This window comes from Saccharothrix sp. ST-888, from assembly GCF_000955975.1.
Classification (GTDB): domain Bacteria; phylum Actinomycetota; class Actinomycetes; order Streptomycetales; family Streptomycetaceae; genus Kitasatospora.
In genome coordinates, this window is record NZ_JYJF01000155.1 from 1 (window position 1) to 10,428 (window position 10,428).

8 protein-coding genes and 1 pseudogene are annotated in these 10,428 nt (G+C 70.2%); all 9 read left to right on the plus strand.

Features of this window, described 5'->3' with window-relative positions:
- Positions 1-436 precede the first annotated feature (436 nt).
- Positions 437-2,275, plus strand: coding sequence for an ATP-binding protein (locus tag UK12_RS44820; RefSeq protein ID WP_331386670.1), 1,839 nt, complete (start codon positions 437-439; stop codon positions 2,273-2,275).
- Positions 2,272-2,697 carry a roadblock/LC7 domain-containing protein gene (locus UK12_RS30340; RefSeq protein WP_045306414.1) on the plus strand — a complete coding sequence of 142 codons (426 nt, stop codon included), beginning with the start codon at positions 2,272-2,274 and terminating at the stop codon, positions 2,695-2,697. Before UK12_RS44820 ends, UK12_RS30340 begins: the two co-directional genes overlap by 4 nt.
- A complete protein-coding gene (locus UK12_RS30345; protein WP_231591450.1) occupies positions 2,694-3,080 on the plus strand; it encodes a DUF742 domain-containing protein in 387 nt (128 codons plus the stop codon). The genes UK12_RS30340 and UK12_RS30345 overlap by 4 nt, the downstream gene beginning before the upstream one ends.
- Positions 3,061-3,666, plus strand: a pseudogene (locus UK12_RS30350) (GTP-binding protein); the annotation flags it as partial. The gene UK12_RS30345 and the pseudogene UK12_RS30350, both read left to right, overlap by 20 nt.
- A gap of 116 nt (positions 3,667-3,782) precedes the next feature.
- Positions 3,783-5,030: a cytochrome P450 gene (locus UK12_RS30355; RefSeq protein WP_045306416.1), complete on the plus strand. Its 1,248-nt coding sequence runs from the start codon at positions 3,783-3,785 to the stop codon at positions 5,028-5,030.
- A gap of 185 nt (positions 5,031-5,215) precedes the next feature.
- A complete protein-coding gene (locus UK12_RS30360; protein ID WP_045306417.1) occupies positions 5,216-6,466 on the plus strand; it encodes a cytochrome P450 family protein in 1,251 nt (416 codons plus the stop codon).
- A gap of 269 nt (positions 6,467-6,735) precedes the next feature.
- Positions 6,736-8,115 carry an ABC transporter substrate-binding protein gene (locus tag UK12_RS30365; protein WP_045306418.1) on the plus strand — a complete coding sequence of 460 codons (1,380 nt, stop codon included), beginning with the start codon at positions 6,736-6,738 and terminating at the stop codon, positions 8,113-8,115.
- A gap of 242 nt (positions 8,116-8,357) precedes the next feature.
- Complete coding sequence (locus tag UK12_RS30370) at positions 8,358-9,359, plus strand: carbohydrate ABC transporter permease (protein WP_045306419.1); 1,002 nt, start codon at positions 8,358-8,360, stop codon at positions 9,357-9,359.
- A 122-nt stretch (positions 9,360-9,481) separates the two neighbouring features.
- Positions 9,482-10,372, plus strand: coding sequence for a carbohydrate ABC transporter permease (locus tag UK12_RS30375; protein WP_197085288.1), 891 nt, complete (start codon positions 9,482-9,484; stop codon positions 10,370-10,372).
- Positions 10,373-10,428: the final 56 nt, after the last annotated feature.

Below are 10,428 nucleotides of genomic sequence, written 5' to 3' on the forward strand. Positions count from 1 at the left end.
GTTGGGGCCGACCGGGCACCGGGAGGCGGCGACTGGTGCGTGGCGTGGATGCGCGCCGTCGACTGGCCGGTTCCGGACGCTCTCCGCAACGGTCGGACCCACCCGGACCCACCCGGGCCCACCGGCGACGGGCGGTGTGGCGGGCGGTGTGGCGGGCGTCCGGCCAGGCCGACGGGGTCGGGCGGTCGGTGACCGCTGCCGCGGCCCTCCGCGCACCGTACCCGGTGTGTCAGATTTCGGTGCGTCATCACAAGATATCTGCATGGAACCTGATGTCTCATTGCACAACTGCCCCATTGAGCGCCAGGGACGAATGGATATGATCTGGTGACCGCATGTATTTGTCGACTGTCCGGAGCCTGCCCCCGATAGGCCCCGGGCAGCGCAGCGCTGTCGTTCGGTCCACGCTGACGCCCGCCCCCCGAGGATCAGGTTGATGAGAGCTCGCACGCGCCTCTACCGCGTGGCGCACCCACGCCCGAACGGCAGGACCGTGCTCTGGGCGGCGGCCGGGATCCTGGTGGGGGCGGGCACCGGTGCCGCCGCCATCGCGCTCGCCTCGAACGTCCAGCGCGGGGCCGTCGCCGCGACCGTGGCGGGTGGCCTGGTGCTGTGGTCGGCCCTGGCCGTGGTGGCCTGCTGGCAGGCCGAGCGCTACCGGCGGATGCGTGAGGAACTCAGCACTGCCCGCTACGAGCTGACGGACGCCCGTTCCCGGACCGCGGCGCTGCAGTCGGAGCTGTCCGCCAGCCAGTCCGCCGCAGCCACGCTGCGCGCCAACCTCACCGCGGCGCAGGCCGAGTCCGAGGCCGCCCGCACCGAACTCGCCAACGCCCGCACCGCGCTGGCCGATGCCGAGACGGTCACGGCCGACCTGCGCGAGCGGACCGAGGCAGCCGACCGCGAGCGCGCCGAACTCGACCGGCTCACCGGTGAGGTGCTGCCCGAGGTCGTTTCCCGGCTGCGCTCCGGCAGTTCGGTGGACTCCGTGCTCGCGCCGCACGCCGCGCTGGCCCAGGCCGGACTGCTGCGCACGGTCGCCGAGGAGGTCGGCCGCGGTGAGCGCCAGCGTTCGGCGGCGCTCGCGGTCTGCGCCACGGCCGCCGGCCGGGTGCAGGCGCTGGCCACCAGCATGCACGCGGAGCTGCGCGAGATGCAGCACCAGCACGGCGAGGACGTGCTCGGCGACCTGCTCAGCCTGGACCACTCCACCGCCCAGGTCGGTCGGATGGCCGACGGCATCGCGGTGCTGACGGGCGCCCGGTCCGGCCGCCGCTGGACCAAGCCGATCGGCGTCGAATCGATTCTGCGCGGTGCGCTCGGCCGGATCGGCGCGTACCAGCGGGTGCGGCTGCACTCCGCGAGCACCGCGGCGGTGGCCGGTTTCGCGGCCGAGGGCGTGATGCACGCGCTGGCCGAACTGCTCGACAACGCCGCCAACTTCTCGGCCCCGCCGGCCGAGGTGCACGTGTACGTCGAGGAGGTCCACTCCGGTCTGGTGATCACCGTCGAGGACGGCGGTCTCGGGCTGAGCGAGAGCTGGCTGCGCCGTGCCGAGCAGGCCGTCTCGGCCGCTCCGCTGGACCTCACCACGCTCTCCGCCGGTACCCGGCTCGGCCTCGCGGTGGTCGGTTCGCTGGCCCGCAAGCACGGTCTGTCGATCTCCTTCCGGCCGTCCGCGCGCGGTGGGACCGGCGTGGTGATGCTGATCCCCGAGCGGCTGATCACGCACCCGGGCCCCGCCGTCGGCCGGGCGCTCGCGGCAGCCCGTACCGAGGCCGGTGAGGCCCAGGGCCGCAGCGAGCACGGTCGATCCGAGCACGGTCGCTCCGATCGCCCCGGTGCGGAGCAGGTCCGCACCGAGCGGGTGCGGACGGAACGGGTCCGTCCCGTGCTGGAGCCGAGCCGGGTGCCGTCCGGCCTGGTACCGGCAGTGCGCCCGGAGCCCGCCCGTCCCGAGCCGGCCCGTCCCGAGCCGGGCCGACCGCAGACGCCGGAGGGGGAGGCCGGTGGCGAGGCGGCCTCGACGGCCGGTACCGGGTCCGCGGTGAGCGCGGACAAGCCCACCACCACGGCCGGCGGCCTGCCGCAGCGCCGCCGGGGCCACACCCTCGCGGCGACCCAGCCGTCCGCCCAGCCCTCCGTGACCGCGCGGTCGGCCCAGCCCGGACGGGCCGACGCGGCCGTCTCGGCGGCCCGGTTCGGCGCCTTCCGCAGGGCCCTTCAGCAGGGGCCCGACACCACCGAAGCCCTCCCGAAGGATGACTCCCGATGAGCAGCAGCACCGACCGCGACCTCGACTGGCTGTTGGAGAACCTGCTGTCCGGCACCCCCGGCGCCCGGCACGCGCTGGTGCTCTCGGCGGACGGTCTCAAGCTCTGCCACACCTCGGGCCTGGACGTCGACCAGGCCGACCAGCTGTCGGCGATCGCCTCCGGGATGCAGAGCCTGGCGCACGGGGCGTCGATCGAGTTCGGCGACGGCAGCGGCGGCGTCCGGCAGTCGATGACGGAGTTCCACGGCGGCATCCTGTGCATCGTGGCGGCCGGTGAGGGCGCGCACCTGGCCGTGGTCACGGACGACGACGCGGATGTGGGCGTGGTCGGCCACAACATGCACGGTCTGATCGAGCAGATCGGCACCCTGCTGAGCTCGCCGCCCCGGACGGCCGTGACCGGGAACGAGGCCGCGGTGTGACCGGACTGCCGGGACTGCCGGGACTGCCGGGACTACCGGGCCGTGACGACGACCCGGACCGGCTCTACACCGTCACCCGGGGGCGCAGCCGCCCGCCGGAGCACGCCTTCGACCTGGTCACGCTGATCGTCAGCGAGCAGGAGCCGACCCCCGGCATGCAGTCCGAACACGTCCGGATCCTTCAGCTGTGCCGGACGCCGACGGCCGTGGTGGAGATCGCGGCCGAACTCGCCCTGCCGGTGAGCATCGTCAAGATCCTGCTGGGCGATCTGCTGGAGGCCCACCGGATCACCGCGCGGCACCCCCGGTTCGCGCCGACCAAGGCCCGGCTGCCCGACCTCGACACGCTGAAGCAGGTGCTGCATGGACTCCAACAGCTCTGACACCCACCACGGATCCCCGCGCGGCGTCGCCCCGCTGCGCAGTACGGCGGAGAACGGTCTGAAGATCGTCGTGGTGGGTGGTTTCGGCGTCGGCAAGACCACCCTGGTCGGTGCGGTGAGCGAGATCCGTCCGCTCAACACCGAAGAGACGATGACCAAGGCGGGCGAGCACGTCGACGACCTGTCGGGCATCCAGGACAAGCGCTCGACCACGGTGGCGTTCGACTTCGGCCGGATCACGCTCAACGACCGCAATGTGCTGTACCTGTTCGGCGCCCCGGGCCAGGAGCGCTTCTGGTTCCTCTGGGACCGGCTGTTCAGCGGTGCGCTGGGAGCGGTGGTGCTGGTCGACACCCGGCGCCTGGAGGAGTCCTGGTACGCGATCGACCGGCTCGAACACCACGGCACGCCGTTCATCGTGGCCCGCAACAACTTCGCCGAACCCGAGCACACGCTGCAGGAGGTGCGGGAGGCGCTGGACCTTCCGGACGAGGTGCCGCTGGTCGACTGCGACGCCCGGGACCGGGAGTCCAGCAAGCAGGTGCTGATCGAACTCGTTCGTTACCTGTACCGCCTGGCCGGAGCCGAGCCCGCCCCGGCCACCGGCGCCGCTGATCGGGCTGGGGCAGCCGATCCGGCCCGGACCCCGGTCCCGTTCCCCGCCGACTTTTCCGCCGAGTTCCGCCTAGAGGAGAGCACCCCGTGACCGAGCCCGCGATCACCCCGCCGTCGGGCTGCCCGGCGCACGCGAACGCGGCCCCGCTGTACGGTCCCCGTTTCCAGACCGACCCGGGGCAGCTCTACCGGGAACTGCGCGAGGCCCACGGCCCGGTCGCGCCGGTCGAGTTGGCGGGCGGCGTGCCGGCCTGGCTGGTGATCGGCTACCGCGAGCTGCAGCTGGTGACCAGTCAGCCCAAGGTCTTCGGGCGGGACTCGACCCGCTGGAACATGTGGCCGGAGATTCCGGAGGACTGGCCGCTGAAGCCGATGATGGCTCCGGCGCCGTCGATCCTCTACACCGAGGGCGAGGAGCACCAACGCCGGAAGGCCGCGGTGACGGACGCCCTCGCGGGCGTGGACCCGTACGAGTTGAAGAAGTACTGCGAGGAGATCGCCGACGGGCTGATCGACGAGTTCGCGGGCCGGGGCGAGGCGGATCTGGTCGCGGAGTACGCGCACCGGCTGCCGCTGCTGGTGCTCTGCCGGATGTTCGGCCTGAGCGAGGACGAGGCTCCGGTGCTGATCAGCGGCCTGCTTGCGATGCTGGACGGCGGCGCCGACGCGCTCGCGGGGGCGCAGAAGCTGCTGGAGAGCATGCTGCGGCTGGTCAAGGAGAAGAGCGGGCGTCCAGGGGCGGACGTCACCTCGCGGCTGATCGCGCACGAGGCCGGGCTGAGCGAGGAGGAGGTCATGCGCGATCTGCGGGTGATCCTGATCGCCGGTCACCAGCCCTGCGCGTACTGGATCGCCAACGCGCTGCGGCTGATGCTGACCGATGAGCGGTTCGCCGCCTCGCTCTCCGGCGGCCGGCGGAGCATCAGCCAGGCGCTCTCCGAAGCGCTCTGGGAGGACACCCCGACGCAGATCTTCGCGGGTCGGTGGGCCACCCGGGACACCCAGCTCGGCGGCCAGCGGATCGCGGCCGGGGACATGGTGCTGCTCGGCTACGCCGGTGCCAACTCGGACCCGACCGTCCGGCAGGAGAGCGGCGTTCCGGCCGAGGGCAACCGGGCGTACATGAGCTTCAGTTACGGTCCGCACAGCTGCCCGTTCCCGGCGCAGGAGGCGGCCGAGGTGATCGCCGCGACGGCGATCGAGGTCCTGTTGGACCGGCTGCCGGACATCCGGCTGGCGGCGGCCGAGAGCGCCCTGGTCTGGCGGCCCTCCGCCTGGGTGCGGGCGCTGGTGGCACTGCCGGTGGCCTACACCCCGGGGCACGCGCTCGGCTGACCTGTCGTCGGGTCCGGTCACCGTCGGTCGTCCCTCCTGTACGCCGTTGGTCGTCTGCCCTGCCCTGCCCTGCCCTGTCCTGCTCGGCTTCGGACGTCCGCCCTGTTCGCCGCCGTCGGTCGGCATGGCCCGACATGCGCCGATCCAGTCTGTCCACCCGAGGATTGCCTACCTGAGGAGAGCGGATGACCGCCCCGATAGTGATGGACCCGCTGGCCCACGACAATGCCGCCGAGGGAGCTCTGCTGCGTGCGGCAGGGCCGGTGGTGCCGGTCGAGTTGATGGGCGGGGTGCAGGGGTGGGCGGTCACCCGGCACGCTGCCGCCCGCGATCTGCTGACGGACCCGCGGCTGGTGAAGAGCGCCGAGCACTGGGCGGCGTACCAGCGCGGGGAGGTGCCGAAGACCTGGCCGTTGATCGGGCTGGCGCTGCCGGGCCGGAGCATGGTCACTACGGACGGCGCGGAGCACCGCCGTCTGCGCGCGCTGATCGCGCAGGCGTTCACGCCCCGTCGCACGGAGCTGATGCGCCCGGCGGTGGAGAAGATCACCGCCGAACTGCTCGACCGGCTGGCCGAGTCCGGTCCGGTGGTCGACCTCAAGACCGCGTTCGCCTTCCCGCTGCCGATGACCGTGATCGGTTCGCTGCTCGGGCTGCCCGAGGCGGACCACACCTATGTGCGTGAGCTGTACGAGCGCTTCTTCAGCAGCGTGAAGGACCCGGCGGAGGTGCAGAAGACGATCGCCGCGCTCAACGCCTTCGTCGAAGACCTGGTCGCCAAGCGCAGGGAGCGGCCGGGCGACGATCTGGCGAGCGCGCTGCTGGCCGCCGGTACGGAGGTCAGCGCGGCCGGCGGGGTGGACGGCGAGGCGGACAGTGAGGCAGTCAGTGGGGCGTTGACCGACGAGGAGGCGGCGGCCACGCTGCGGGTGATCATCGCGGCCGGTCACGAGACCACCGTCAACCTGATCACCAACGCGGTGCGCGCGCTGCTCACCCGTCCCGATCAGCTGGCCCTGGTCCGCTCGGGCGAGGTGGAGTGGGCGGCGGTCGTCGAGGAGTCGCTCCGCTGGACGCCGCCGACCAGCAACTTCCTGTTCCGCTTCGCGATGGAGGACATCGCGTACGGGGACGCGGTGATCCCCAGGGGCGACGCGGTGCTGATCTCCTACAACGCGATCGGACGGGATCCGGCGCAGCACGGCATCACCGCCGAAATCTTCGACGTCACCCGGGAGTCGGCGCGGCACCTCTCCTTCGGACACGGGCCGCATGTCTGCCCGGGTGCGCAGCTGGCCCGGCTTGAGGCGTTGATCGCGCTCCCGGCTCTGTTCGAGCGTTTCCCCGATCTTCAATTGTCGGTCGGCGAGAGTGAGTTGCGCCCCAGTCCGACCATGGTGGTGAACAGCCTGCGGGAGCTCCCGGTCCGGCTGTGACCGCGTGACGGACGGCTGGGACCGGTCGGTGGAGGGTTAGCGGCCGGTCCCCAGCACGGCCCGGTCACAAACGTGGCACTGGCGGATGAAGGTCGAACGCACACCTTGGCGCCGGGTGATCAGTGGGTTAACGTCTTCAAGCCAGCCTTGGCCGGCTATCTGTCGATCTCAGGTTCAGCGCAGCGTAGTTCTCTCCCCCCGCAGGCATCTCATGCCCAGGCCAGGAGGACCGCCATGACCCTCGCCACGATTGCCCGCGTAGGCCGCCGATGATCCAGAAGTCACGGCCCGCCCCGCTCTCCCGCCGCCGTCTGCTCGCCGTCCCGGCCGTCCTCGCCCTGGTGCTCGCGGCTGCGTGCTCCAACAGCTCGTCCGGTTCGAAGGGCAGCAGCGGGGCGGTCCCGACCCTCACCGGTGACTGTGCCAAGTACCAGGCGTACGCCGGACACTCGGGCACCAAGGTCACGATGTACGCCTCGATCCTCAGCCCGGAGTCGGACTCGCTGGAGAAGTCCTGGGCCGAGTTCAGCTCTTGTACGGGCATCAAGATCTCGTACGAGGGTTCCAACGACTTCGAGTCGCAGCTCCAGGTACGGGTGACCGGCGGAAACGCCCCGGACTTCGCGATCATCCCGCAGCCCGGCCTGCTGGCCCAGATGGTGAAGAGTGGAAAAGCCGTGAAGCCGCCCACCCAGACCGTGGCCAACGAGGGAAAGTGGAGCCCGGTCTGGAAGACGTACGGCTCGGTCAACGGCACCTTCTACGCGGCACCGATGAGTGCCAACATGAAGTCGCTGGTCTGGTACTCGCCCAAGGCGTTCAAGGCTTCGGGCTACCAGGTGCCGCAGACCTGGGCCGATCTGATGGCGCTCAGTGACAGGATCGCGAAGGCCGGCGGTGGAAAGCCCTGGTGCGGCGGCATCGGCTCCGGCACCGCGACCGGCTGGCCGGCCACCGACTGGCTCGAGGAGGCCGTGCTCGGCTCGTACGGCGGCGACGTCTACGACCAGTGGGTCGGCCACCAGGTGAAGTTCGGCGACCCGAAGATCATTTCTGCCCTGCAGACCGTGGCCGGCTGGATGCAGAACCCGGCCTGGGTGAACGGCGGCTTCGGTGATGTGAAGTCGATCGCCACCACCACCTTCCAGGACGCCGGGACGCCGATTCTCAGCAACAAGTGCTGGATGCTCCAGCAGGCCTCCTTCTACCAGGCGCAGTGGCCCAAGGGCACGAAGATCGGTCCGGACGGCGACATCTTCGCCTTCCACCTCCCTGCGGTGAACCCGGCGGTGGCCAACCCGGTCGAGGGCGGCGGGGAGTTCCTCACCGCCTTCTCCAACCGGCCCGAGGTGCAGGCGGTGCAGAACTACCTCTCCAGCTCGGACTGGGCCAGCAGCCGGGTGAAGGTCTCCACCGGCTGGGTCTCCGCCAACCAGGGCGTGGACAAGAGCCTCTACACCGACCCGATCGACAAGCTCTCCGCCGAGTCGCTGACCGACCCGACCGCGACGTTCCGCTTCGACGCCTCCGACCTGATGCCGGCCGCCGTGGGCGCCGCACAGGAGTGGAAGTCGCTGACCAAGTGGTTCGCGGAAGGACAGGCCATCCCGAAGGTGGCGGCTGACATCGATGCGGCCTGGCCGCAGTAGACAGTCGCCCGGGGCGGTGCGGGACCACCCGCCCGCACCGCCCGTCCCGAACCCGGCAGGTGTCTCTCGCCTGCCCTGTGTGTGCTGCTCCTGGGTGACCTGTCCGACCTGGGTGACCTGTCCGACCTGACTGCTGCGTGACCTGCTCCAGCGCGTCCTGCTCCTGCGTGTCTTGCCCCTGCACGTCATGCACTTGCAGGTCCTGCTTCTGTGCGTCCGGGCTTCGAGGAAGGGGATCTCGTATGCGTGCGGCCCTGCTGGCCGACTCCGCGTGGACCGACGCCACCGTCAAACTCGGCAACAGCCTCGGCGCCATCGCTGTTTTCCTTGGCATCCTGCTCGCGATCTTCTTCGCCGCCGGGAGGGCCACCGGCCGCTTCGGGCGACCGCTGGCCGTCCTGGTCTTCCTCGGTCCGGCTGTCGTCCTGCTGGTCATCGGTCTGATCGCCCCGCTGATCCGTACGGTCTACCTCAGCTTCCGCAGTGACGACTCCACCCGATTCGTCGGCGGAAAGAACTACGGCTGGGCGCTGACCACCGACTCGATTCACCAGGTACTGCTCAACACGGCGCTCTGGCTGGTGGTGGCGCCGCTGGCAGCGACCGCTCTGGGCCTGGTGCTGGCGTTGTTGGTCGAACGGATGAAGCGTCAGGCGGTCTACAAGTCGCTGATCTTCATGCCGATGGCGGTCTCCCTGGTCGGTGCCGGCATCATCTGGAAGTTCGTCTACGAGGCCCGCGACCCCTCCCAGCAGCAGATCGGTCTGCTCAGTCAACTGGCCATCAGGCTGGGCTGGTCGCACCCGCCGAACTGGATCCTCTCCCATCCGCTCAACAACTTCCTGCTGATGGCGGTGATGGTCTGGGTGCAGACCGGGTTCGCCATGGTGGTGCTCTCGGCCGCGATCAAGGCAATACCGGACGAAGTCACCGAGGCGGCCAGGCTGGACGGTGCGCGCGGACTGCAACTGTTCTGGTTCGTCACCGTGCCGATGATCCGGACCACGCTGGTGGTGGTGCTCACCACCGTCATGATCACCACGCTGAAGGCCTTCGACATCATCCGGACCATGACCGGCGGCAACTTCGGTACGCAGGTGCTGGCCAACGAGATGTACTCGCAGTCCTTCGAGCAGTACAACATCGGGCGGGGGAGCACCCTCGCGGTGATCCTCTTCCTTGCCGTCCTTCCGCTGGTGGCCTACAACATCGTGCAGCTGCGCAAGGAGCGTGAGACCCGATGAGCGACGCGGCCATGCCCACCTCCGGACCCACGCCTAAAGCTCAGCCCACGCCGAAAACGCAGCCCACGCCGAAGGCGTCATCCGCACCGAAGACAGGGCCCGCGCGGCCCGGGGTGAAGGCTGTGCGCAGCTCCTTCAGCGGCCCGCTCGCCTCGGTCTTCGTGATCGCCGTGACAGTGCTCTGGACGATCCCCACCTTCGGCCTGCTGGCGACCTCGCTCCGCCCCAAGGAGGCGGTGGCGAGCAGTGGCTGGTGGGAGGTGTTCGTGCACCCCGACATGATCCTCTCCAACTACCACACGGTGCTCTTCGAGGGCGGGTTCGGCGTCAGCGGCGGTCTGATGCCCTATCTGGTCAACTCGCTGGCCATCAGCGTGCCGGCGACCGTATTCCCGCTGGTGCTGTCGGCGATGGCCGCGTACGCGCTGGCCTGGGTGCGCTTCAAGGGCAGCGACACCGTCTTCTTCGTGATCTTCGCACTGCAGGTGGTGCCCTTGCAGATGGCGCTGATCCCGCTGCTCCAACTCTTCTCCGGGGGCGCCCACCTGGGCAGTGTGACCGTCCTCCCGGCGCTCGACCTCGGTGGGACCTACGTACCGGTCTGGCTGGCGCACACCATGTTCGCGCTGCCGTTGGCCACCTTTCTGCTGCACAACTTCATCTCGCAGTTGCCTCGTGACCTGATGGAGGCGGCGGTGGTGGACGGGGCATCGCATTTCAAGATCTTCAGGTCGATCGTGCTGCCGCTCTGCACACCGGCGTTGGCTTCGTTCGCGATCTTCGAGTTCCTCTGGGTCTGGAACGACCTGCTGGTCGCGCTCACCTTCGCGGGTGGCACACCGGAGGCCGCGCCGATGACCGTACGGCTGGCCCAGCTCTCCGGGTCCTTCGGCGGGCGCTGGGAGTTGCTGACGGCCGGGGCGTTCCTCTCGCTGATCGTTCCGCTGATTGTCTTCTTCAGCCTGCAGCGCTACTTCGTCCGGGGACTGCTGGCCGGATCGGTCAAGGGGTGAGAGGTGTTCCGTCGTGGCCGTCGTGGCCGTCGTGGCCGTCGTGGCCGTCGTGGCCG

Coding starts and splice junctions, on each gene's coding strand:
- UK12_RS44820 (WP_331386670.1), top strand. CDS start 437: ATGAGAGCTCGCACGCGCCTCTACCGCGTGGCGCACCCACGCCCGAAC.
- UK12_RS30340 (WP_045306414.1), top strand. CDS start 2,272: ATGAGCAGCAGCACCGACCGCGACCTCGACTGGCTGTTGGAGAACCTG.
- UK12_RS30360 (WP_045306417.1), top strand. CDS start 5,216: ATGACCGCCCCGATAGTGATGGACCCGCTGGCCCACGACAATGCCGCC.
- UK12_RS30365 (WP_045306418.1), top strand. CDS start 6,736: ATGATCCAGAAGTCACGGCCCGCCCCGCTCTCCCGCCGCCGTCTGCTC.
- UK12_RS30370 (WP_045306419.1), top strand. CDS start 8,358: ATGCGTGCGGCCCTGCTGGCCGACTCCGCGTGGACCGACGCCACCGTC.